Source organism: Mesorhizobium sp. M1365 (assembly GCF_040317865.1).
Lineage (GTDB): Bacteria > Pseudomonadota > Alphaproteobacteria > Rhizobiales > Rhizobiaceae > Mesorhizobium.
Genome location: NZ_JAMYLG010000034.1, coordinates 16,581 through 36,269, shown reverse-complemented (window position 1 = coordinate 36,269; position 19,689 = coordinate 16,581). Strand labels below are relative to the sequence as shown.

General features: G+C 63.7%; 25 protein-coding genes. 18 read left to right on the top strand and 7 right to left on the bottom strand.

All coding sequences use genetic code 11. From position 1 onward, the window contains the following. The first annotated feature begins 239 nt into the window (after positions 1 to 239). The gene (locus NKH04_RS25820) at positions 240 to 1,157 is read left to right on the top strand and encodes a peptidylprolyl isomerase (protein ID WP_352456658.1); all 918 of its coding nucleotides are present in this window, start codon (positions 240 to 242) and stop codon (positions 1,155 to 1,157) included. A gap of 49 nt (positions 1,158 to 1,206) precedes the next feature. On the opposite strand, the gene NKH04_RS25815 is transcribed toward NKH04_RS25820, so the two are convergent. After that, positions 1,207 to 1,863 carry a TetR/AcrR family transcriptional regulator gene (locus tag NKH04_RS25815; protein WP_352821662.1) on the bottom strand — a complete coding sequence of 219 codons (657 nt, stop codon included), beginning with the start codon at positions 1,861 to 1,863 and terminating at the stop codon, positions 1,207 to 1,209. 109 nt (positions 1,864 to 1,972) lie between these two features. On the opposite strand from NKH04_RS25815, the gene NKH04_RS25810 reads away from it, so the two are divergent. Continuing rightward, complete coding sequence (locus NKH04_RS25810) at positions 1,973 to 2,209, top strand: putative antibiotic biosynthesis monooxygenase (RefSeq protein ID WP_352471336.1); 237 nt, start codon at positions 1,973 to 1,975, stop codon at positions 2,207 to 2,209. A 3-nt stretch (positions 2,210 to 2,212) separates the two neighbouring features. On the opposite strand, the gene NKH04_RS25805 is transcribed toward NKH04_RS25810, so the two are convergent. Then, the gene (locus NKH04_RS25805) at positions 2,213 to 3,439 is read right to left on the bottom strand and encodes a caspase family protein (RefSeq protein WP_352471335.1); all 1,227 of its coding nucleotides are present in this window, start codon (positions 3,437 to 3,439) and stop codon (positions 2,213 to 2,215) included. Between the two features lie 179 nt (positions 3,440 to 3,618). Between NKH04_RS25805 and argJ the strand changes: the two genes are divergently transcribed. The 7 genes from argJ to NKH04_RS25770 all read left to right on the top strand — a co-directional run bounded on the left by argJ (position 3,619) and on the right by NKH04_RS25770 (position 8,006). Then, on the top strand, positions 3,619 to 4,860 hold the full coding sequence (gene argJ, locus NKH04_RS25800) for a bifunctional glutamate N-acetyltransferase/amino-acid acetyltransferase ArgJ (RefSeq protein WP_352471333.1): 1,242 nt from the start codon (positions 3,619 to 3,621) through the stop codon (positions 4,858 to 4,860). Then, a complete protein-coding gene (locus tag NKH04_RS25795; protein WP_353045168.1) occupies positions 4,860 to 5,639 on the top strand; it encodes a GNAT family N-acetyltransferase in 780 nt (259 codons plus the stop codon). The genes argJ and NKH04_RS25795 overlap by 1 nt, the downstream gene beginning before the upstream one ends. Continuing rightward, entirely contained in the window at positions 5,636 to 6,058 is a 423-nt protein-coding gene (locus NKH04_RS25790; RefSeq protein WP_023677979.1) for a (deoxy)nucleoside triphosphate pyrophosphohydrolase, read from the top strand. The genes NKH04_RS25795 and NKH04_RS25790 overlap by 4 nt, the downstream gene beginning before the upstream one ends. A gap of 127 nt (positions 6,059 to 6,185) precedes the next feature. Further along, positions 6,186 to 6,491: a hypothetical protein gene (locus NKH04_RS25785; RefSeq protein ID WP_023677980.1), complete on the top strand. Its 306-nt coding sequence runs from the start codon at positions 6,186 to 6,188 to the stop codon at positions 6,489 to 6,491. A gap of 113 nt (positions 6,492 to 6,604) precedes the next feature. Next, positions 6,605 to 7,356, top strand: a protein-coding gene (locus NKH04_RS25780; protein ID WP_502904841.1) for an IS5 family transposase whose coding sequence is annotated in 2 segments (ribosomal slippage) — positions 6,605 to 6,955 and positions 6,958 to 7,356 — 750 coding nt in all. Because the reading frame shifts where the segments join, the coding sequence is not laid out codon by codon here. An 11-nt stretch (positions 7,357 to 7,367) separates the two neighbouring features. Further along, positions 7,368 to 7,682: a DUF6678 family protein gene (locus tag NKH04_RS25775; RefSeq protein WP_352471331.1), complete on the top strand. Its 315-nt coding sequence runs from the start codon at positions 7,368 to 7,370 to the stop codon at positions 7,680 to 7,682. Positions 7,683 to 7,826: 144 nt separating this feature from the next. Then, on the top strand, positions 7,827 to 8,006 hold the full coding sequence (locus NKH04_RS25770) for a Flp family type IVb pilin (protein WP_023677981.1): 180 nt from the start codon (positions 7,827 to 7,829) through the stop codon (positions 8,004 to 8,006). Positions 8,007 to 8,056: 50 nt separating this feature from the next. On the opposite strand, the gene NKH04_RS25765 is transcribed toward NKH04_RS25770, so the two are convergent. Continuing rightward, on the bottom strand, positions 8,057 to 8,929 hold the full coding sequence (locus NKH04_RS25765; RefSeq protein WP_352471330.1) for a methyltransferase domain-containing protein: 873 nt from the start codon (positions 8,927 to 8,929) through the stop codon (positions 8,057 to 8,059). 54 nt (positions 8,930 to 8,983) lie between these two features. Here NKH04_RS25765 and NKH04_RS25760 point away from each other — a divergent pair, with 54 nt between their 5' ends. From NKH04_RS25760 to NKH04_RS25740, 5 genes are read left to right on the top strand one after another with little or no spacing between them, the layout of a single operon-like run. After that, positions 8,984 to 9,784 (top strand): ComF family protein, encoded by an 801-nt coding sequence (locus NKH04_RS25760; protein ID WP_352471329.1) that lies wholly within the window; start codon positions 8,984 to 8,986, stop codon positions 9,782 to 9,784. Positions 9,785 to 9,812: 28 nt separating this feature from the next. After that, a complete protein-coding gene (gene grxC, locus NKH04_RS25755; RefSeq protein WP_352617227.1) occupies positions 9,813 to 10,082 on the top strand; it encodes a glutaredoxin 3 in 270 nt (89 codons plus the stop codon). A 10-nt stretch (positions 10,083 to 10,092) separates the two neighbouring features. Further along, the gene (locus NKH04_RS25750; RefSeq protein ID WP_352471326.1) at positions 10,093 to 10,959 is read left to right on the top strand and encodes a carbon-nitrogen hydrolase family protein; all 867 of its coding nucleotides are present in this window, start codon (positions 10,093 to 10,095) and stop codon (positions 10,957 to 10,959) included. After that, positions 10,956 to 11,381, top strand: coding sequence for a DUF1178 family protein (locus NKH04_RS25745; RefSeq protein WP_352471325.1), 426 nt, complete (start codon positions 10,956 to 10,958; stop codon positions 11,379 to 11,381). Before NKH04_RS25750 ends, NKH04_RS25745 begins: the two co-directional genes overlap by 4 nt. An 8-nt stretch (positions 11,382 to 11,389) precedes the next feature. Next, a complete protein-coding gene (locus tag NKH04_RS25740; RefSeq protein ID WP_352471324.1) occupies positions 11,390 to 12,085 on the top strand; it encodes a hypothetical protein in 696 nt (231 codons plus the stop codon). Positions 12,086 to 12,162: 77 nt separating this feature from the next. Here the strand turns inward: NKH04_RS25740 and NKH04_RS25735 are convergent, their stop codons facing one another. Next, positions 12,163 to 12,963 (bottom strand): SDR family NAD(P)-dependent oxidoreductase, encoded by an 801-nt coding sequence (locus tag NKH04_RS25735; protein ID WP_352471323.1) that lies wholly within the window; start codon positions 12,961 to 12,963, stop codon positions 12,163 to 12,165. 152 nt (positions 12,964 to 13,115) lie between these two features. Here NKH04_RS25735 and NKH04_RS25730 point away from each other — a divergent pair, with 152 nt between their 5' ends. Both NKH04_RS25730 and NKH04_RS25725 read left to right on the top strand, forming a co-directional pair. Next, on the top strand, positions 13,116 to 14,336 hold the full coding sequence (locus NKH04_RS25730; RefSeq protein WP_352471322.1) for a helix-turn-helix domain-containing protein: 1,221 nt from the start codon (positions 13,116 to 13,118) through the stop codon (positions 14,334 to 14,336). A 9-nt stretch (positions 14,337 to 14,345) separates the two neighbouring features. Continuing rightward, positions 14,346 to 14,999, top strand: coding sequence for a Vgb family protein (locus tag NKH04_RS25725; RefSeq protein WP_352471321.1), 654 nt, complete (start codon positions 14,346 to 14,348; stop codon positions 14,997 to 14,999). Positions 15,000 to 15,053: 54 nt separating this feature from the next. Here the strand turns inward: NKH04_RS25725 and NKH04_RS25720 are convergent, their stop codons facing one another. Both NKH04_RS25720 and NKH04_RS25715 read right to left on the bottom strand, forming a co-directional pair. Further along, positions 15,054 to 16,547 (bottom strand): FAD-dependent monooxygenase, encoded by a 1,494-nt coding sequence (locus NKH04_RS25720; RefSeq protein WP_352471320.1) that lies wholly within the window; start codon positions 16,545 to 16,547, stop codon positions 15,054 to 15,056. 68 nt (positions 16,548 to 16,615) lie between these two features. After that, on the bottom strand, positions 16,616 to 17,101 hold the full coding sequence (locus tag NKH04_RS25715; protein WP_352471319.1) for a MarR family winged helix-turn-helix transcriptional regulator: 486 nt from the start codon (positions 17,099 to 17,101) through the stop codon (positions 16,616 to 16,618). Positions 17,102 to 17,202: 101 nt separating this feature from the next. On the opposite strand from NKH04_RS25715, the gene NKH04_RS25710 reads away from it, so the two are divergent. Next, positions 17,203 to 18,093: a DMT family transporter gene (locus tag NKH04_RS25710; RefSeq protein ID WP_352471318.1), complete on the top strand. Its 891-nt coding sequence runs from the start codon at positions 17,203 to 17,205 to the stop codon at positions 18,091 to 18,093. A gap of 19 nt (positions 18,094 to 18,112) precedes the next feature. On the opposite strand, the gene ubiG is transcribed toward NKH04_RS25710, so the two are convergent. Further along, positions 18,113 to 18,862, bottom strand: a complete 750-nt coding sequence (gene ubiG / locus NKH04_RS25705) for a bifunctional 2-polyprenyl-6-hydroxyphenol methylase/3-demethylubiquinol 3-O-methyltransferase UbiG (RefSeq protein WP_254816707.1) — start codon at positions 18,860 to 18,862, stop codon at positions 18,113 to 18,115. Between the two features lie 214 nt (positions 18,863 to 19,076). Here ubiG and NKH04_RS25700 point away from each other — a divergent pair, with 214 nt between their 5' ends. Beyond that, positions 19,077 to 19,646, top strand: a complete 570-nt coding sequence (locus tag NKH04_RS25700; protein ID WP_352542483.1) for a putative glycolipid-binding domain-containing protein — start codon at positions 19,077 to 19,079, stop codon at positions 19,644 to 19,646. The last annotated feature ends 43 nt before the right edge of the window (positions 19,647 to 19,689 follow it).

The window sequence follows — 19,689 nt, the reverse complement described above, 5'->3', positions numbered from 1 at the left end:
CGATAGCATTCCAAGTCGTTGCGACAGGCGCCGGCTGGCCCCATCAACTCCACGTGAACGCGGACAAACGCAAAAAGCGCCCGGAAAACGGTTCTGGACGCAAAGTCGTTGGACAGATAAGAGGGGGCTCATTCGATGTCAACGCCGCGCTCGCCCTGTCGACCGCGCCAAATTCCGCCACAATCTTGCTGGTCTGGAAGCCATTCCGCTCTAGCTACCCCGCTTTGGAGATAATCGTAATGTCAGTATTGTTCCGCCGCGCGTCGCTCGCCAGCCTTGGTCTGGCATTCGGGCTATCGGCCCTCTCGCTGTCGCCGCTGATGGCACAGGAGGCCGCCCCTGCCCAGCCGGCAGCACCCGCTCCGGCGGCCAAGCCGGTCGATCCGAACGCCGTGGTCGCCACCATCAACGGCCAGACGCTGACCGAGGCAGACCTTGGGCTTGCCGAGGGCGAGCTGTCGCAGCAATTCGCGCAGCTTCCGCCCGAGCAGCGCCGCGCCGCGGCGCTGTCGGCGGCGATCGAAATCCGCGTGATGGCGGCCCAGGCGGTGACCACCGGCCTCGACAAGGATCCCGACTTCCAGCGCCGCATGGCCTTCCTGCAGCAGCGCGCGCTGCATGGCGAAATGGTCGAGAAGGGCGTCGTCGACAAGGTTACCGATGCCGAGGTCCGCGCCCGCTACGACCAGGAAATCGCCAACACGCCGCCCACCAATGAGGTGCACGCCCGTCACATCCTCGTGAAGACGAAGGAAGAGGCAGACGCCATCATCAAGCAGCTCGACGGCGGCGCCGACTTCCAGAAGCTTGCCAACGAGCACACCAGCGATCCGAGCGGCAAGACCAGCGGCGGCGATCTCGGCTGGTTCGGACCTGGCCAGATGGTGCCGGAATTCGACAAGGCCGTGTTTGCGCTGGCGGTCGGCAAATATACCGACCAGCCGGTGCAGTCGCAGTTCGGCTGGCATGTCATCAAGGTCGAGGACAAGCGCACCAAGCAGCCGCCGGCGTTCGACCAGGTCAAGGACCAGGCGCGCCAGGCGGTCATCCGCGACAAGTATTTCGCGCTGGTCAAGTCGCTGCGCGCCAACGCCAAGGTCGACATCCCCGATGCGAACCTGAAGAAGACGGTCGACGCACTGGAAAGCGCCAAATAGGGCTAGACTAGATTGAGCTACGACAGGGCGCGCTGCCGCCCTGTCGCTTCTATTTGGTAGGGCGAGCGATGATGCGTCGACGCCGCCGCCGGACCGCCGTGGCGTCGCCGGCATCGTCAGCGACTATGCCTTTCAAGACATAGCCGACCGCCCTGCGCAGCGTTGCTTCGTCCTCGTCCAGGCGGTTCGTCAGAAGATGCGTCCAGGCGAACGAGGCAATCAGGTCGGCGACGACAGTGGCATCGACGTCGGCTGCCACCTCTCCCCTTGCCTTGGCGCGTTCGACCATCTGGCCGGTGTGGACACGACGCCCTCTTGCGTATTCGGCGAGGGCGGCGGCGGCTTTTTCGTCCGACTGCGCCTCGGCAATCAGCGATCTGAACACGCTACCCGACGACGTGTCGCGCCAATGCGCGAACAAGCTCTTCAGGAAGCCGACGAGATCCTCCGCAAGGTTCCCGGTGTCGGGATTGTCGACGCGCTTTTGCCGTTGATAAACGTCGAGCAGCAGGGCGGCCTTGCTTGGCCACCAGCGATAGATCGTCGGTTTTCCGGCGCGTGCGCGGCGCGCCACCGCCTCGATCGAGAAGCCGGAATAGCCAGCTTCGACCAGTACCGCCTCGGCGGCATCGAGAATGGCATCGGCGCTTTCCGGGCTGCGCCGTGCGCCAGCCGACTTGCGCCCGGGATCGGTGATTTCGCCCATCTTTTCTTCCTTACCCGCGATTTCAGCAGCCATCATATACAACTCTTGACGAAACGGAACGATCCGTTTTATATGTAACGGAACGTTCCGTAACGATAAGGAGAGTTTGATGAACTCGACCGCCGTGACCCGCTTTTCGCGCCTGCGCTTCGCCCTGCTTGTGCTGCTCGGCGTGTATCCGCTGATCACTGCCATTCTGTATGTGGTTTTTCCGCTGACGCAGGAATGGCAAATCTGGCAGCGTACGCTGGTCATCGCGCCGCTGATGGTCTCGATCATGATCTGGGGACTGATTCCGGGCGTGCAGCGGGCGTTTCGCGGGTTCATCAACCCAGCGGTCCGCTGATGTTCATTCCAGCGCTTGCGACGTTTCCGACGCAACGCGCCACGCGCCATCGGCCAGCACGAGTTCCAGCGTCACCCGCGCCTTGCCGGTCAGGCGCTGCGCCGATTTGTCCTTCGGCACATAGTCGTAGCGCATGGCGAAAACCGCATCGGCACGGTCCTTGCCGTGCGGCGTCACCTCAAGGCTGCCGGGCTCGAGACCGAACGACCATGACGCCCATTGCGCGAACCAGTCGGTCTTGACCTTGACGATCGCCTCGCTGTCGTAGCGCGTGCCGTAGATGGTGGCCGACGCACCGTAAAGCCGCTTGACGGTTTCGCGCATTCTCCTGGCATCAGGCGCCAGATAGTTTTCGCGCAAGAATTTTTCGATGGCACCCTCGTCGCCGACGGAGCGTTCGAGCGCAGCCACCTGCGACGCGGGAGCCGGGCTGACGGCCGGTTTCGGTTGCTGGGCAGTGTCTCCGCCCGGAACGAATTCGAAACGCTCGAGCAGCGAACCCTGCTCCCAGGGACGCTGCGCCTCGCGCGTTGCCGAAACGACGTCGCGGCGCACCGCAATCATCATGTCGTTGATGCTCTGTCCGGGTTCCGCCATATGCCGCAAAAGTGCCGCCGCAAACGGCGAGTTGCGTCCCGTCCCGTCCATTGCGACGGCGCCGGGCGCAGTCGAGAAGGCGATGAATGAGCCGCGTGTCGACTCGAACTGGGCAAGACCGGCGAGAGCCGTCGCCGAGCGCGTCGTGGCGCTGCGGCTGAGACTTCGGGCAAACGGGTTGTTGCGGCAGGCATCGAGGAAGACCAGGCTGACCTTGGTCTGCTGCTCCATGATGTCGAGAACCTCGTCGATCGGCACCGCCTCGAGCTGCAGCTTGACCGGCATGTCCAGCCGGGCGTCGACCGGCACGATGAAGTTGCGCCCGTCGACCTGCAGGCCGTGGCCGGCATAGTAGAACAGCCCGGCACCGGCACCCTGCAGCGCATCGGAGAATTCGCCGATCTTGCGTTCGAGCTCGCGCTTGCCGAGATCGTTGCCTTCGATCACCTCGAAACCGATGGCGCGCAGCTTGTCGGCGATGTCGAGCGCATCGTTGACGGGATTGGCCAGCGTGCCGGCTTCGGCGTAGCTGCCGTTGCCGACCACAAGCGCCACGCGCCGCGCCGTCTGCGCATCGGCGCGCAGCAGCAGAAAGCCCAGAAACGCCAGTGCCAAGACCACAAGCCTGCCCATGGGGCAGGATCATAGCGCTATCGGTCGCAGCGACGCCAACAAATTTGCAACAGCCTGCTTGCTGCATGAGGCGGTGTCAGGCTTCCGGCACCCGTAACGGCTGTGAAACGCCTTGCGCCAGCGCGTGCTATCGGGCAAACCGGCGTTCCTTTCGCGATTTTTCCCGCCCGGGGTCTTCCATGTCCACACAGGTTTCGCCGCTCGCGCCGAAGAAATATCCCAAGATGCCGGTGATCGAGGGCGTGCGCATCGCCACCGCCGAGGCCGGCATAAAATACAAGAACCGCACCGACTTGCTGGCCATGGTGTTCGACGCCGGCACCACCGTCGCCGGCGTGTTCACCAGGTCGAAATGCCCTTCGGCGCCGGTCGATTTCTGCCGGCAGAACCTCGTGGCTGGCAAGGCACGCGTGCTGGTGGTCAATTCCGGCAATGCCAATGCCTTTACCGGCCAGAAGGGCCGCGCCTCGACGGCACTCACGGGCGAGGTGGCGGCGAAAGCGGCCGATTGCACAGCGGGCGAGGTATTCCTGGCCTCGACCGGCGTGATCGGCGAACCGCTCGACGCCGGCAAGTTCAGCCATCTGCTGGCCGGTCTGGTCAAGGACGGCAAGCCGGAATTGTGGACCGAAGCCGCCAAGGCGATCATGACCACCGACACCTATCCCAAACTGGCGACCGCGACGGTCAAGCTCGGCGATGCCGACGTCACCATCAACGGTATCGCCAAGGGGGCCGGGATGATCGCGCCCGACATGGCGACGATGCTTTCCTTCATCGCCACCGATGCGCCGATCGCAGCACCGGTGCTGCAGGACCTCCTGTCGCGCGGCACGGCCAAGACCTTCAACGCGGTTACCGTCGACAGCGACACCTCGACCAGCGACACGCTGCTGATGTTCGCCACGGGTGCTGCCGCCAGGCGCGGCGCGCCGGCAATTTCCGACCCCAAGGATGCGCGCCTCGGCGCGTTCCGCCGTGCCCTCGGCAAGGTGCTGAAATCGCTGGCACTACAGGTGGTGCGCGACGGCGAGGGCGCCCGCAAGCAGGTCGAGGTCACCGTCACCGGAGCCAAATCGGCCCGCTCGGCCAAGCGCATCGCGCTGTCGATCGCCAATTCGCCGCTGGTCAAGACGGCAGTCGCCGGCGAGGACGCCAATTGGGGCCGCGTCGTCATGGCTGTCGGCAAGGCCGGCGAACCGGCCGACCGCGACCTTCTGTCGATCTGGTTCGGCGACAACCGCCTGGCCTATCAGGGCGAGCGCGACGCCGCCTATTCCGAGGAGGCGACTTCGGCGTATATGAAGCGCGACGAGATCCGCATCCGCGCCGACATCGGCATCGGCCGCGGCAAGGCGACGGTGTGGACCTGCGATCTCACCAAGGAATATGTCGCCATAAACGGCGATTATCGGAGCTGATGGCGTTGGCTTCCAGACATCCGGCAAGCGTGTTGGCGATCGTGCGCCGCTATGAGGCGGCCGGCTTTCGCGCCTGGCCGGCGGCCGCCGTCCATTATGACGGCACCTGGGTGGTTCGGCTGACGGCCGGCCACCCGGCCAAGCGGCTGAACTCGGTCAATCCGCTCGATCCGGGCGACATCCAGCACATTGCCGAGCGCATCGGTCGCGCCAGCCGCCGCTTCGACGCGTATGGCAGGCCGCTGACCTTTCGCATCTCACCGCTGTCGGGGCCTGATCTTTCGAAGTACCTCGACAGCGAAGGCTGGAGTACGTTCGCGGAGTCGCTGGTCATGCGGCTGCCGCTGGCGGACGCCGCGCTCGACGATGCCATGGACCAGATTCCGTTGAAGGACATCAGCCGTTTCATCGGCGCGGCGCTCAAGGTGAGCGGCTCGGATGTGTCGCTGCGTCCGGGCCTGTCGGAGATCATCGGCGCCATCCAGCCGGAGGCCGGGCTGTTTGCGCTGGAGGCCGGCAGCGAACCGCTGGCAACGTTGATCTGCGTGCATGACGGCGACCTTGCCGGCCTGTTCGAGATCGCCACTGACAGGTCGGTGCGCAACCAGGGCCATGGCCGCCATCTCATCCGGTCGGCGCTGAAATGGGCGCGGCTGCGCGGGGCGCGGGAAGCCTGGCTGCAGGTCGAGGCGGACAACACGCCGGCGCTGGCGCTCTACCGTTCGCTCGGATTCGACGAAGTCTATCGCTATCGCTATCGCCGGCCACCCGGCGCATGAGCGGCTTGGATACGATCGGCAAACGCCTGCTCCTGGTCGCGGCCTGCGCGCTGGTCGATGCCGACGGGCGCGTGCTTTTGGCGCAGCGGCCCGAAGGCAAGCAACTCGCCGGCCTGTGGGAGTTTCCGGGCGGCAAGGTCGAGCCCGGTGAGACGCCGGAACAATGCCTGATCCGCGAATTGTACGAGGAGATCGGCATCGAAACCGACATCCCTTGCCTGGCGCCACTCACCTTCGCCAGCCATTCCTACGATGATTTTCACCTGCTGATGCCGCTGTTCGTCTGCCGTCGGTTCCGCGGCATTGCCCAGCCGAAGGAAGGCCAGGTGCTGAAATGGGTGCGGCCGCGCCAGATGCGCGATTTTCCAATGCCGCCGGCCGATGCCCCGCTGATCCAGTTCCTCATCGATCTGCTGTAGCGGCCGACCTGCCGTAAATCGGGCAGCGCCGCAACGCGCCGGCAGCAGCGTTAATGAAAGATTTATCTGACCGTGAAAAATTGACGCTAGGCGGTTTCGCCGATTCCACCGCTGGGGAGCGATTTGCATGAGCCTTGAAAAGGACTGGGACTCGCCTTGGCCCGACCGCCTTCCTGGCGCCGCCAATGCCGGCATGGGAATATTGCGCATCGCTCTCTTGTTCGGCTCGGCCGCGGTGGCTCTGGCCTTGATCGCGACGCCCTACCTCGACAGCCGGACCCGCTCGCAGTTTGCCCGCGACGGGCTGGATACGATGAGCACCGGCTCGATCGGCCAGCGCGACAGCTATACGCTACGCAAGAGCGTGCTGCAGCCGCTGCCCAGTTCGGTCTGCGTTATACGGGCCGATGGCAGAAGCAGCGGCGACTGCTGATTCCTCAACAGATCTCCAGGATTCGGCTGTTTCCTAGGGCCAAAGCCCAATCAGCCCCTTGAAGGGAGGGCGCTTTCCTGATTCACCAGCGGGTGTGGATCAGGAGGAGCAGTATGGCTTTGTTTTGGCTATCGGACGAAGCATGGGCAACGATCGAGCCGCACTTGCCCAAGAACCAGCCTGGTGCGCGTCGCGTGGACGATTGTCGGGTGATTTCGGGTATCCTGCACGTGCTGAAGGTGGGTTGCCGCTGGTGTGATTGTCCTGCCGATTATGGTCCCTCGACCACGGTTTACAATCGCTTCAACCGCTGGTCGCGACGAGGCTTCTGGCTGAAGATGCTTGATGCGCTGGTTCAGGCCGGCGCAGTGACGAAAAGCACCGCGATCGACAGCACCTACGTCAAAGCCCAGCGGGCGGCATTCGGCGCAAAAGGGGGCGCCAAGCGCAGGCCATCAGCCGTTCGCGCGGCGGTTGGACAACTAAGGTCCATGCACTCACAGACGTCGTCGGCCGCCCCTACGCGTTGATGTTGACGGCAGGAAACGTCAGCGACGTGAAGGCAGCGCCAGCCCTACTCGAACGCGCTGGCCCGATGCGCTACCTATTGGGCGACAAGGGCCACGATGCGGATCGACTGCGCCGTTCACTGCGCGAGGGAAAGACTACGCCGGTAATCCCGGGACGGCGCAATCGAAAGAGAGCAATCCGTTACGACCAAGAGCGATACCGTGGACGACACTTGATCGAGAACGCCTTCTGCCGCCTAAAGGATTTCCGCCGCATCGCCACCCGCTACGACAAACTCGCCACCAACTTCCTGTCTGGGGTGGCATTGGCTACCATGATCTCGTTCTGGCTTTGAGAGGCGACGAAATGCTCAATCCGGCGATGAACAACACAAAATGGGATGAGCTTCGGCTAGAAATGTACGCGCTCACGCCGCCACCATCTTGGAGCACGCTTTCCACAAACGGCTACCACTCACAGCCCGACCGCGAGTGGTTCTACCACTTCAGCGAGGGCGGATACGAATCCATCCTTCACTTAGACATTCAGGTCGAAACGCCCGCCCAGCGAGAACTTGTCCGCTCGGCTCTCAAGAAGGTGCATGTGCCCGGCGAGGAAATGCCTGACGGCTTTCGCGTGTTCGGTTATCTTCAGGATGGTCAGGCCGCCGAGTTTATATGAGGTCTTCGTTGCTGACCTGATCGAGTCTGGACCCTAGAATGCAGCTGGTTCCTAGAATGCAGCTGGTTCACCGCGCGTTAAGCCTGTCGCATTAACCTTTCTTAACGGGTCGGCGCTAGGTTCGGGCAAGAGGGATAGGCGCCCATGAAAATGTTGCTGCAACGATTTTTAGAAGACGAGAGGGGTGCGACGGCTATCGAATATGGTTTGATCGTCGCCGTTCTGTCGCTTGCCATTGTCGCTGGTATTGGCCAGGCTGCCGGCGCCATCCAGTGGTTGTTCAGCGACAACAGCAGCAAGCTTGCCAACGCTTTTGCACAGTGACCTGCTTAGCTTTTGCGTGGGATACGCTTAGCTTTTGCGCAAGGATGCGCTCAGGGGCCGCCGGGGTTTTCCAGGATTGTCTTCAGCGATATTTTTGCGGAGCCCGGCTTCAGCGGCTTTTGCTGAGAGGCATCGGGCGCCCAGCCTGACATCCAGACCACCGAGAAACTCGCCCTGACGCGGCCATCGGCATCCGAAAACCGCTCCGCATAGATTTCGGCGGCGCGCGCGAACAGCGCTCGCGTGCCCGGCCGCCTGCTGCGGTCGACAAGCGCGCTGGTCTCGCCCATGGCGCGCAGATCGGCGACCAGGCCAAATAGCGAATCGTAGCGCACCGTGATCGTCTCGACGTCGGCAACTGGCAGTGCCAGGCCGGCGCGCTGCAGCAGCGCGCCGGCGTCGCGGACGTCGGTGAACGGGATCACACGCGGGCTGGCGCCGCCATAGAGTTCGGTCTCGGCGGCAAGCAGGCTTTCGCGCAGTTCGGAGAGCGTGCCTGTGCCGGCGAAGGCGCCAAGGAAAAGCCCGTCCGGCTTCAGCGCCCGGCGGACCTGCACCAGCATGCCGGGAATGTCGTTCATCGCCTGCAGCGACAGCAGCGAGACTGCGAGGTCGAGGCTTTCCGGCTCGAATGGCACGGTTTCCAACGGCGCCAACAGTCCTGGCTGGCCACCCAGGAAAGCGGCGTCGGCCTCGACGCGCACGTTTTCCGTCACCTTGCCGCTTTCGGCGAGCACCTCTGCTGCTGCCGGCGTCTGGCAAAACAATGAGGCCGCCTTGCCGAACCTGCGTTCGACGGCGCCGAGCCGGTCGGCAAGATCCTCGGCCGCACGCCGCATGAGGAAATCCGCGCTGGCGATGGGGCGGGCCAGTGCCCGGCGCTTGCGCGCCAGCCAGAGCGAGGTGTCAATTACAGGCTGCAATGGGCAGGTCCTTGTGCTTCGCTCTCTGATATAGTGATGCGGAGGACCAACCACGTGGCCGATCCCATGCCAGAGATCAAGCGTATTGCGATCAAGAGCATTGCCCGCAAGGCATTGGGCTGGCCAGCGCGCCTCTTGTTCCCGCCCGTCTGTGCCGGCTGCCGCCGCCATGTCTCGCAGCCCGGCGTGTTGTGCGGCGCCTGCTGGCCGAAACTCAGGCTGCTGGAACGGCCGTGGTGCCCGGTGATGGGCACGCCGTTCACCCACAATATGGGTGAGGGTTTCCTGTCGGCGGAGGCGATAGCCGACCCGCCGCCGTTCGAGCGCGCGCGGGCGGCGGTCGCCTATTCCGGCGTTGCCCGCCAGATGGTGCAAGGGCTGAAATACCAGGACCGCACCGATCTGGCGCCGTGGATGGCGCGCTGGATGCTTCGCGCCGGTGCCGAGCTCATCGCCGAGGCCGATGTGGTCGTGCCGGTGCCGCTGCACTGGCGGCGTTTCTTCAGGCGGCAGTTCAACCAGTCGGCGGAACTGGCGCGGGCGGTGGCGCAACTCGGCGAGCGGCCTTTCGCGCCATCAGCCATCAGGCGCGTCAAACTCACGCGCCAGCAGGTCGGGCTGGAGCGGCGGGAACGCGAGGAAAATGTTCGCGCCGCATTCAAAGTGCCTGATGAGGCGGAGATCGAAATCACCGGCCGCCGGGTGCTGCTGATCGACGACGTCTACACCACCGGCGCCACCGTCCGCGCGGTCGCCAAGGCGTTGAAGAAGGGCGGCGCCGGCGCGGTCGACGTACTGACCTTTGCGCGTGTGCTGCCGGGGGACTTTCGGGCCGACGAATCGGCGCCTATATAGCCTAGGAACGAGGCAGGATTGCTGACCGATGGTCGATGTGACGATCTACACGCGGATGATGTGCGGCTATTGCACCGCGGCCAAGCGGCTGCTCGATAGGAAGGGTGTGACCTACACCGAGCACGACGCCTCCTTCTCGCCGGAGCTGCGCCGGGAGATGATCTCCCGCGCTCACGGCCGTTCCACCTTTCCGCAGATATTCATCGGCGACACGCATGTCGGCGGCTCTGACGATCTCCACGAATTGGAGGCGGAAGGACGGCTGGACACATTGCTCGCCAACGGCTCGGCCAGATAAGGACATGACTATGGGTGGTTTCAAGGCGGCGGCGATCCAGATGCGTTCGGTAACCAGCCCGGAGCGCAATGCGGTCGATCTGGAACGGCTGGTGCGCGAGGCGGCAGGCCTTGGCGCGACCTATATCCAGACGCCGGAAATGACCGGCGCGCTGATCCGCGACAGCCAGGCACGGGCCGCTTCCTTCACCTCCGAGGACAAGGACATCGTCGTCTCGACGTCGCGGCGGCTGGCCAAGGAGCTCGGCATTTTCCTGCATATCGGCTCGACCGCCATTCTGCGCGCCGACGGCAAGCTTGCCAACCGCGCCCTTCTGTTCGGGCCGGACGGCGCCACGATTGCCACCTACGACAAGATCCACATGTTCGACGTCGATCTCGACAATGGCGAGAGCTGGCGCGAATCCGCCGCCTATGAGCCTGGCACCGAGGCCGTCGTCGCCGAAGTCAATGGCGCGAAGGTCGGCTTTGCCGTCTGCTACGATCTGCGCTTTCCGCAGCTGTTCCGTGCCGAGGCGCTGGCCGGCGCCGATCTGCTTTCGGTGCCCGCCGCCTTCACCCGCCAGACCGGCGAAGCGCATTGGCACGTGCTGCTCAGGGCGCGCGCCATCGAGAACGGCGCCTATGTGGTTGCCGCCGCGCAAGGCGGCGTGCACGAGGACGGCCGCGAAACCTATGGCCATTCGCTGATCGTCGATCCCTGGGGCCGCATCGTCGCCGAAGCTGCGCATGACGAGCCGGCGGTGATCGTCGCCGAGATCGACCCGGCGCAGTCAGTCGCTGCGCGCAAAAAGATACCGAATCTCAAAAACGCACGCGATTTTGCCGTAAACGCCGGTTCGGCGGAGGCAATTCCGCTCAGGGGTGCCGCCTCTTGATCCGCTTTTCCCTGATCTGCGAGCACGAGCACGAGTTCGAGGCCTGGTTCCGCAGCAACGACGATTTCGACACCCAGAAGAGGCGCGGTTTCGTCGATTGCCCGGCCTGCGGCTCGCACAAGGTCGACAAGGCGCTGATGGCGCCTGCCGTCTCGACCGGGCGCAAGCGCGAAAGCATCGCGCTGGCCATGGGCGAGGCGCAGAAGCAGGCGCTGGCGCAGCTCAAGGCCCTGGCCGACAAGGTGCGCGAGAATGCCGACTATGTCGGCGACAAATTTGCCGAGGAAGCGCGCAAGATCCATTTCGGCGAAAGCGATCCGCGCGGCATCTATGGCGAGGCGACGCTGGACGAGGCCAAGAGCCTCGCCGAAGACGGCGTCGAGTTCATGCCTATTCCAAGCTTCCCCGACGACCGCAACTGAGGAAAGTCTTGCCCCATCCGGAGAAGACTGAAAAGCGGCGTGGTTCAGAGGTAGTGATCCGTGTTTTCAGCTGGTTGGCTATAAAGTCGATCGATAAGAGGACGATCGATGGGTTGCCAGTTTTCTATAATGGCGAGAGCGGTGGGAAAGATGCAGATAAGGTTGCCGCCGCGCTGCGGTTGATTCAAGAATTTGACCCTATTCGATACAGCCGTCTGGTCCGCGATCTCAAACGGATCTGGATTACAATCAATCTAGGTGCCGCTGCGCAATTTGTGAAATCGACTTCGACTTGCGAGCTTGATCGGCGATTTGTTCTAGGCGAGCACACGCTGACCGACCAGATCGCCAGCGCGATAGTGCATGAGGCGACGCATGCGCGTCTCCATCAGCGAGGCATTGGCTATGAGGAGGAATTGCGCCACCGGGTGGAGTGGGTTTGCATGAGACGTGAACTGGCTTTTGCGGCGAAACTGCCGGACGGGGCGAGTATTCGTCAATGGGTCGAAGCTCGACAAACGGAACCCTCGGATTTTTCCAATGTAGCGATGAATGGTCGGCAAATTGATAGCGCGCGTGATGCCTTGCTCCATCTCAATGCTCCAGGTTGGCTGGCAGACTTGATCGTCTTTTTCGCCCGGCGGCGATATCAGAGGCGTATCAGGCGACAAGAAGCTGAAGCGCATTTCGACAAGCGAAAATGATGCTCCGTTTCGCTTGTGGGGATTCGCTTCCGCCCAGAGCGGCGATGCCGCCGCCCCTCGCACAAGCGTCCGCAGTTTCAGGCCGAGCAGCAAGGATGGGGCTCGCGGGCAATCGTTTCGCTGCTTCTTTCATGCCCACTGCCTGACGGGCTTGCTTCACTTGACGGAGTTGCTTCCGCATAGGCTGCAAACTGGCGTTCAAGCGCCTTGACTGCACTGCTGCGCCAGCCCTCCGCCAGGGATTCCGACATGGGATCGGGGAAGATTTCCTCTTCGCCGTTCTCCACGCCGTCCAGGATCGCCCGCGCGACAGACTCCGGAGAGGCTTTCGCGATGTCCAGGCCCCGTGTCATGTCCGTGTCCACCGGGCCGGGAAGGACCCTGTGGACGCTGACACCCCGTCCGGCCAAAAGGGTGCGCAACGACTGCGACAGCGAGAACGAGGCCGCCTTCGAGACCGAGTAGGCCGGACTGAACGGCACGGCGGCAATCGAGGCCAGCGACAGAATGTTGACGATGGCTCCCCGCGACCGGGCGAGCAACGGCAGCAGAGCCTGGGTAACGTCGTACGAGCCGAAGAGGTTTACGGCGAGCTGTTGTTCGAGCACACGACGGTCGCTGAGGTCATCGATGGGCGATACGCCGGCGTTGTTGATGAGGATATCGAGAGCATCGATCTTCTCGACGGCCTCCCGGATCTGCGCAGCGTTGGTCACATCCATGGTCAGGGACGTCACACGCCGGTCCGGATGAGCCATCGGTTGGCGGGTTGCGGCATAGACGCGCTTTACGCCTCTGCTCAGGGCTTCCTCGACCAGTGCCCGACCGATGCCCCGATTCGCTCCAGTCACCAGGATGGTTGTACCTTCGATCTTCATTGCGTCTCTCCTAATGCTTATCGTTGTGTTCGAGTGTTGGCGCGCCGCAACTCAGGTTGGCTACAGTCGCCGTTGTCGATACGACTGGTTGGTGAGATGGACTTAGCGCCGGGCATCGAAGCCATGGGAGTGACAAGTGTGACGGGATTCCGATGGACTCGCTGATCACGGCCGCGGCGCATGCGCTTGCGACGGGCGATCCGCTCGGCGCCTTGAAGCGGGTTGCGCTGCGCGACGATGCGCCGGCGCTGGCGTTGCGCGGTATCGCGATGGCGCAGCTTGGCGACCTGGTTCGGGCGAAGGTTCTTCTCAAGAGGGCGGCGCGCGCATTCAGCCCGAGGGAGGCCGTGGCCCGCGCGCGGTGTATCGTCGCCGAGGCCGAGATCGCGCTCGTCTCGCGCGACCTTACCTGGCCGGCCAAGGCACTCGACGCCGCACGGGCGACGCTCGAAAAGCATGGCGACCGCGTCAACGCCGCGCATGCGCGCAACCTCGACGTTCGGCGCCTGCTGCTGATCGGCCATCTCGACGAAGCCGAGCGCAGGCTGGACGGCTTCGATCCGTCGCCGCTGCCGCCGGCATCGCGGGCCGCCCACGAGCTGGCTGTCGCCGGCATCGCCATCCGCCGCTTGCGGACCGGTCCTGCGCGCGCCGCGCTCGGGCTGGCGGCGCGGGCGGCGCGGGCGGCGGGCATCCCCGCGCTGATCGCGGAGGTGGAGAGCGCATCGCTGGTGCTGGACACGCCGGCCGCGCGCCTTGTCGCGCGTGGCGGGGAACGGCCCCTCCTGCTCGATGAAGTCGAAGCGCTCCTGGCGTCGGGGGCGCTCGTGGTGGATGCATGCCGCAATGTCGTGCGTGTCGCAGACACCGTCGTCTCGCTGGCGACCCGCCCGGTGCTGTTCGCGCTGGCCCGCGCGCTGGCCGAAGCCTGGCCGGGGGACGTGGCAAGAGCGACGCTCATTGCGCGCGCTTTCCGCGGAAAGGACGCGGACGAATCACATCGCGCACGATTGCGCGTCGAAGTCGGGCGGCTTCGCGCGGAGCTTCGGAGCTTGGCGGATGTGAGCGCGACGAAGCGGGGCTTTGCGCTGGCCCCGCGCCGCGCAGGTGAGGTCGTCGTGCTGGCGCCACCCGTCGAAGAAGAGCATGCCGCCGTGCTCGCCTTCCTCGCGGACGGCGAGTCTTGGTCGAGTTCGGCCCTGGCGATTGCGCTTGGAGCCAGTTCGCGTACCGTGCAGCGAGCGCTCGAGCAGCTCGCCCAGGCCGGCAAGGTGCAGTCGTTCGGCCGCGGACGGGCGCGTCGCTGGATGACCCCGCCGCTGACGGGTTTCCCGACAATCTTGTTACTCCCCGGCCCACTGCCGGGCTACTAGGATGGAATTATGGAACGATCCGCAGCCGAAATCCTTCGAGAATATGGACCCTTTCCGGGTGTCGACCACGTGGACGGCGTTACCTTCGACGGTGAGCATGTCTGGTTTGCCTCAGGCGACAGATTGAACGCCTTCGATCCGGCGAGCGGCAAAGTGGTGCGCTCGATCGACGTCGCGGCACACGCCGGAACGGCCTTCGACGGCCAGCACCTCTATCAGATCGCCGAGGATCGCATCCAGAAGATCGATCCGAAGAATGGCCAGGTGCTGGCGACGATCCCGGCGCCCGGCAATGGCGGTGATTCCGGGCTCGCCTGGGCCGAAGGAACACTCTGGGTCGGGCAGCATCGGGGCCGAAAGATTCATCAGGTCGATCCCGAGACAGGGGCAATTCTTCGCACCATCGTTTCCAACCGCGTCGTCACCGGCGTCAGCTGGGTCGACGGCGAGCTGTGGCATGGCACCTGGGAGGGTGAGGAGAGCGATGTCAGACGGATCGATCCTGAAACGGGAAAGGTCCTTGAGAAGCTCGATATGCCGCCGGGAACAGGCGTGTCGGGGCTCGAATCCGATGGCGGCGACCAGTTTTTCTGTGGCGGCGGAAACAGCGGCAAGATCAGAGCTGTTCGCCGGCCCAAACGAGGCTCGGCGACCAGGATCTGAGTTTTTGCCGTCCGTAGCCGTTTGACCATTCGAGCTAACTGGTTTTTGCGGTTTTTAGCCCGGTGGTCCGAACCAGGTGTTCATCGCGTCTTGAAGACCATCCTGCGTCCTGTCGCCTACCCAAGCAACATATCCGTCGGGTCGGATTAAAACTGCGGTTGGAGCGGAGACCAAACCTAGCGCAGGCAACTCCCATGGATCGTCGCATTTGGCGTAAACCAACTTAATGCGGTCTGACCACGGCTTGATGTCGAGGCTGCCCGGCGCGTCGAGATTCAAGAGCACTGGCCGCGCATTTTGGAGGAGCGCAAATACGCGCATGGGACCATCAGGCGTGGCCAGGTCGAGGTCGGGCATGCGGCGGCCGACCAGCGGATGCGCCTGGCCGAGGTCGTAATGGATACCAAGTCCGGACATCTCGGCAGCGATCCGTTTGCGAGGCTCCTCCATCCTAAGGAGCTCTGATACGATTTCACGCAAGGCTTCAGTGCGATCATCAGTACGTTGCAATGCGACCTGTGCCATTGTCGTACGCAACACGCGGGCCGCAACCGGATGCCGCTCGATGTGATAAGTGTCGAGCAAGCGTTCAGGCGATGTTCCTTTCACCACTTGGGCCAACTTCCAACCGAGGTTCACCGCATCCTGCACACCGATATTGAGGCCTTGTCCGCCCACCGGGGAATGCACATGGGCGGCATCGCCCGCTAGGAGAACCCGGCCCTTGCGGTAAGCCGCCGCCTGCCGCGACATGTCCGTGAACCTGGAAATCCAGGTTGGGCTATGGATTCCGTAATCTGTTCCGCATGCGGCGACGAGCGCTTCGCGGAGATCGCGCAGCGTGGGTTCGGTCGTGGCGCCGACATTCTTTTCAGTGACCATGACGCCTATGGGACCTTTACCGGCAAAGACGACCTTGCCGTCACGAATTTCGTACTCTTCCCTGCCGAAGGCATGGATGCCAAGTGCGGTGCGATGAATGCCCAGTGGCGGCTCCTCCGCCATCTCGGCCTCGGCGAGGATGCTGCTGGTCGTCGCATCCCATCCTCGAAACTCAATGCCAGCAGCTTTGCGGACCAGACTGCGGCCTCCATCACACCCGACGAGATAGCTTGCCCGCAGCGACGCACCATCGGACAGTTCGATGGTGACGCCGGCGTCGTCCTGCACGAAACACATCAATTCACGGGCGCGATAGATCGGCACTGCCAGCTCGCTGACCCATCCAGCGAGAATGCGCTCAATGTGTTTCTGTCTCAGCGCCAGCCCGTAGTTGTGGCGGGTCGGAAAATCGCTGATGTCTAAACGCATCGCCGCGAATCCCGTGACTTGGGCTATTTGTCCTTCGGCGAGGAACCGGTCCGCGATGCCGCGCTGATCGAAAACTTCGAGAGTGCGTGAACTCAGACCTCCAGCACGCGAACCGGCAAGCTCCTGGTTCGGGCGGCGTTCGACAATGGCTACGTCGATGCCTGCCAACGCCAACTCGCCTGCCAGGGTCAGGCCCGTCGGACCTCCTCCGGCAATCACGACTGCATGTTCTGTCATCGGCAAACTCCCCTGGCAGTTACGACTCCCAATCAATGATCGCAGAGTCCCAGTGGTTGCCGTTTGGGTTAGTTCAGGCTCGCTATCAATTTTTCGAGCAGGCGTGCGAGCATGATCTGCTCCGGGCGTGCTAACCCAGAAAGTATCTGGTGCTCGTTGGCGACGTGAGCGGTAACCGCCTCGTCAATCAACGCCAGACCCTTTTTAGTCAGTTGCACGACAATGCCGCGGCGATCGTCGGGGTGCGGCCCGCGCTTGATCAGACCGGATTTCTCGAGCCGATCGAGGCGATTGGTCATCGCGCCCGACGTTACCATCGTCGCCTCGTAGAGAGCCGTCGGCGTCAGCGCGTATGGCGGCCCGGAACGACGCAGCGTCGCCAGCACATCGAATTCTCCGGATTGCAGCCCGTAACTTGCAAACAGCGGCGCCAGCCGCTCTCGTGCGATCAGCGAGGCGGCCTCGTTCAACCGTCCGAGCACGGCCATCGGCGAGACATCGAGATCCGGCCGTTCCTTTTTCCATTGCCCGATCGCTTTTGCTGCGCGATCCATGTCTCTCACCGTTATGTATCTTGACGTGAAGAATCTTTACCTTATCTTACCTCAGCTTGCGATATTGGCCAAGTGCCGCGAACGGGCGACGGGACGGTGCGATGAAATTTCTCTGGGACTCGGCGCTTGGCCTTCTGGTCGTCACCGGTGGACTGCTCGGCCTGACGCTGCCGTTCGGCAAGATCGCGACGGCGGCCGGCGTGGCCGCCATGGTCTGGGCCTTCGTCATCTCGCTTGGTGCCGGCGGCGTGCTTTTGTGCGCATTGCTGCTCAACGGGAAGCGCATGCGGCTTACGCCGCACAGGCTGCGCTATTTCTTCGTCACCGCGGCCGTCTCATATGCAATCCCCAATCTGCTGATGTTTTCAGCCATTCCGCATCTGGGCGCCGGCTACAGCGGCATCATGTTCACGCTGTCGCCGGTCGTCACGCTGGTGTTCTCGATGCTGCTCGGCGTCAGGCGCCCGACCATGCTGGGCATCGTCGGCATAGTCGTCGGTTTCGTCGGCGCAGTCATGGTGGCGGTGACGCGCGGCGAAGCGGGCCAGCCGGCCGAATTTTTCTGGGTTGCGATGGGCCTGCTCATCCCGGTCAGCCTCGCCGCCGGCAACATTTACCGCACCGTCGACTGGCCCGAAGGCACCGGCCCGATCGAGCTCGCCGTCGGCAGCCATCTGGCAGCAGCCTTGATGCTGGTTGCCGGCATTCTGGTCCTGCTTGGCGGCAATGCATTCGGCTCGCTCGGCGGCGTGCCGCTGGTCGCTGCGGCACAGGTGGCATCAGCCTCGGCGATGTTTGCCTTCTTCTTCCGCCTGCAAGCGGTCGGCGGCCCGGTCTATCTCAGCCAGATCGGCTATGTCGCGGCGGCGGTCGGGCTGTTTGCCGGGACCCTCTTCCTCGGCGAGCGCTATCAACTGCTGACCTGGGCCGGTGCCGTCATCATCACCGCCGGCGTGTTCATCACCACCAAAGCGCAAAGCCAGAGGCCATAGAGGCCAGAAGGCGTAAGCTTCAGACGGATGCCTTCTCCGCCAGCACCATGTAGTTGACGTCCATGTCCTTCGAGCGCTGCCAGCGGTCGGCGAGCGGGTTGTAGGTGACGCCGGTGCGGTCGATGACGGTCAGGCCGGCGCCGGCAAGCGCCTTTTCCAGTTCCTCGGGGCGCACCAGCTTGCCGAACTGGTGGGTGCCGCGTGGCAGCCAACGCAGCACATATTCGGCGCCGATGATGGCCAGCCCCAGGGCCTTCAGCGTGCGGTTGATGGTGGCGACGAACATGATGCCGCCGGGCTTTACCATCTCGCCGCATTTGGCCAGGAACAGATCGACATCGGCGACATGCTCGACCACTTCCATGTTGAGGATGACGTCGAATTTTTCGCCGGCATCGGCAAGGTCTTCCGCGGTCGTGGCGCGATAATCCACGCTCACGCCGACTTCCGCCGCATGCAGCTTGGCCACTTCGATGTTGGTGGCGGAGGCATCGGCGCCGACCACTTCGGCGCCAAGCCGCGCCATCGGCTCGCACAAGAGCCCGCCGCCGCAGCCGATGTCAAGGAAGCGCAGGCCTTCGAACGGCCGTGCCGCACGCGGATCGCGGCCGAAGCGGGCCGCCACCTGGTCGCGGATATAGGCAAGCCGGATCGGGTTGAACTTGTGCAACGGGCGGAACTTGCCGTTCGGGTTCCACCATTCGGCGGCAAGGGCGGAAAAGCGTTCCACCTCTCCGGCATCGATCGTCGATCGTCGGGGCTCAGGCATGGCGTGGTCTCCTCGGACGCTAGGAAGTCGGGCGCGAGGCTGCGAATGTCAAGGCGCGAAATTCACCGCCGGCGGTGCGATGCGCGCGATGCCTTCCGGCGCCGCCTTTTGCCGGCTGCATTTGTGTCAGCACGTGTCAGTTGATGGTGTGCCGGAAGGAAACGCCTAGGCTTTGGCGGACGAAGCAGAGACATCGGGTTCGGAGGAGTGCGCAATGATGCGAGCGGTTGCTTCCATTCTTTGGCGCCGGCTTGACCAGGAAGGCCACGACGCTTGCCTTCTGTCGGAAGCGAGTTCCGGGTGGAACCTCAGGGGACACGCGCTTTTCGTCCAGGACGGCGAGCCGTGCAGCATCGCCTACGAGGCGGACTGCGACGCCGATTGGCATACACGATCGGCGCGCGCCGACGGCTTTTTCGGCACGCAACAGCTGCATTACAGGATCGACCGGCTGACCGAGCGCCAATGGACGCTGAACGGCGAGCATCAAGCGGAAGTCGACGGTCTCATCGATGTCGATCTCGGCTTCACGCCCGCCACAAACCTTTTGGCGCTTCGCCGCTTTGCCCTCGATGTCGGTATGGCGACGCCCGCGCCGGCAGCCTATCTGACATTTCCCGAACTCAGGCTCGTTCGCCTCGAGCAAACCTATCAGCGCGTCGATGCTGCACATTACGCCTATGCCGCCCCGATGTTCGGCTACCACGAGACACTGGAGGTCTCGCCGCTCGGTTTCGTCCTCGACTATCCGCGCCTGTGGCAGGCCATCGTGCGGACGGGCTGAACCGCCCGCGTTGGGAGTGCAGCTGGCCGGTGTGGCTTAACGG

Excerpts from the sequence above, each read along its gene's own strand:
- NKH04_RS25820 (WP_352456658.1), top strand. The coding sequence starts at position 240 with ATGTCAGTATTGTTCCGCCGCGCGTCGCTCGCCAGCCTTGGTCTGGCA.
- NKH04_RS25815 (WP_352821662.1), bottom strand. The coding sequence starts at position 1,863 with ATGGGCGAAATCACCGATCCCGGGCGCAAGTCGGCTGGCGCACGGCGC.
- NKH04_RS25810 (WP_352471336.1), top strand. The coding sequence starts at position 1,973 with ATGAACTCGACCGCCGTGACCCGCTTTTCGCGCCTGCGCTTCGCCCTG.
- NKH04_RS25805 (WP_352471335.1), bottom strand. The coding sequence starts at position 3,439 with ATGGGCAGGCTTGTGGTCTTGGCACTGGCGTTTCTGGGCTTTCTGCTG.
- argJ (WP_352471333.1), top strand. The coding sequence starts at position 3,619 with ATGTCCACACAGGTTTCGCCGCTCGCGCCGAAGAAATATCCCAAGATG.
- NKH04_RS25795 (WP_353045168.1), top strand. The coding sequence starts at position 4,860 with ATGGCGTTGGCTTCCAGACATCCGGCAAGCGTGTTGGCGATCGTGCGC.
- NKH04_RS25790 (WP_023677979.1), top strand. The coding sequence starts at position 5,636 with ATGAGCGGCTTGGATACGATCGGCAAACGCCTGCTCCTGGTCGCGGCC.
- NKH04_RS25785 (WP_023677980.1), top strand. The coding sequence starts at position 6,186 with ATGAGCCTTGAAAAGGACTGGGACTCGCCTTGGCCCGACCGCCTTCCT.
- NKH04_RS25775 (WP_352471331.1), top strand. The coding sequence starts at position 7,368 with ATGCTCAATCCGGCGATGAACAACACAAAATGGGATGAGCTTCGGCTA.
- NKH04_RS25770 (WP_023677981.1), top strand. The coding sequence starts at position 7,827 with ATGAAAATGTTGCTGCAACGATTTTTAGAAGACGAGAGGGGTGCGACG.
- grxC (WP_352617227.1), top strand. The coding sequence starts at position 9,813 with ATGGTCGATGTGACGATCTACACGCGGATGATGTGCGGCTATTGCACC.
- NKH04_RS25750 (WP_352471326.1), top strand. The coding sequence starts at position 10,093 with ATGGGTGGTTTCAAGGCGGCGGCGATCCAGATGCGTTCGGTAACCAGC.
- NKH04_RS25735 (WP_352471323.1), bottom strand. The coding sequence starts at position 12,963 with ATGAAGATCGAAGGTACAACCATCCTGGTGACTGGAGCGAATCGGGGC.
- NKH04_RS25730 (WP_352471322.1), top strand. The coding sequence starts at position 13,116 with ATGGACTCGCTGATCACGGCCGCGGCGCATGCGCTTGCGACGGGCGAT.
- NKH04_RS25725 (WP_352471321.1), top strand. The coding sequence starts at position 14,346 with ATGGAACGATCCGCAGCCGAAATCCTTCGAGAATATGGACCCTTTCCG.
- NKH04_RS25720 (WP_352471320.1), bottom strand. The coding sequence starts at position 16,547 with ATGACAGAACATGCAGTCGTGATTGCCGGAGGAGGTCCGACGGGCCTG.
- NKH04_RS25715 (WP_352471319.1), bottom strand. The coding sequence starts at position 17,101 with ATGGATCGCGCAGCAAAAGCGATCGGGCAATGGAAAAAGGAACGGCCG.
- NKH04_RS25710 (WP_352471318.1), top strand. The coding sequence starts at position 17,203 with ATGAAATTTCTCTGGGACTCGGCGCTTGGCCTTCTGGTCGTCACCGGT.
- ubiG (WP_254816707.1), bottom strand. The coding sequence starts at position 18,862 with ATGCCTGAGCCCCGACGATCGACGATCGATGCCGGAGAGGTGGAACGC.
- NKH04_RS25700 (WP_352542483.1), top strand. The coding sequence starts at position 19,077 with ATGATGCGAGCGGTTGCTTCCATTCTTTGGCGCCGGCTTGACCAGGAA.